This window comes from Polaromonas sp. P1_G2, assembly GCF_056405515.1.
In genome coordinates, this window is the sequence record NZ_JBFUBY010001575.1 from 1 (window position 1) to 382 (window position 382).

Genomic DNA, 382 nt, shown 5'->3' on the forward strand with positions numbered 1-382 from the left:
GGACGAGATCACCACGACCGTCGGTCAATCGACGAACGAAGCGGTGGAAGCCAGTCGGCTGGTTGCCGCGGCGAAGGAAAGTGCGAAAGGCTCGTCTGTCGTCGTTCGCGATGCGATTGCCGCAATGGACCGCATCGAGGAATCATCGAGCCAGATCGGCAAGATCATCRGCGTSATCGAYGARATCGCMTTYCAGACCAAYCTSCTGGCGCTCAATGCCGGCGTCGARGCGGCGCGYGCMGGCGARGCSGGCAAGGGTTTYGCKGTCGTSGCCCAGGAAGTGCGYGAACTGGCTCAACGTTCCGCTTCCGCTGCCAAGGAAATCAAGCAACTCGTCACCAATTCCGGCACCGAAGTGGGAGCGGGCGTCACGCTCGTGGAC

General features: G+C 61.9%; 1 protein-coding gene. It reads left to right on the top strand.

What is annotated here, in order from left to right:
- On the top strand, positions 1-382 hold a 382-nt coding region (locus tag AC1D0P_RS31610), incomplete at both ends, for a methyl-accepting chemotaxis protein (RefSeq protein WP_477680335.1).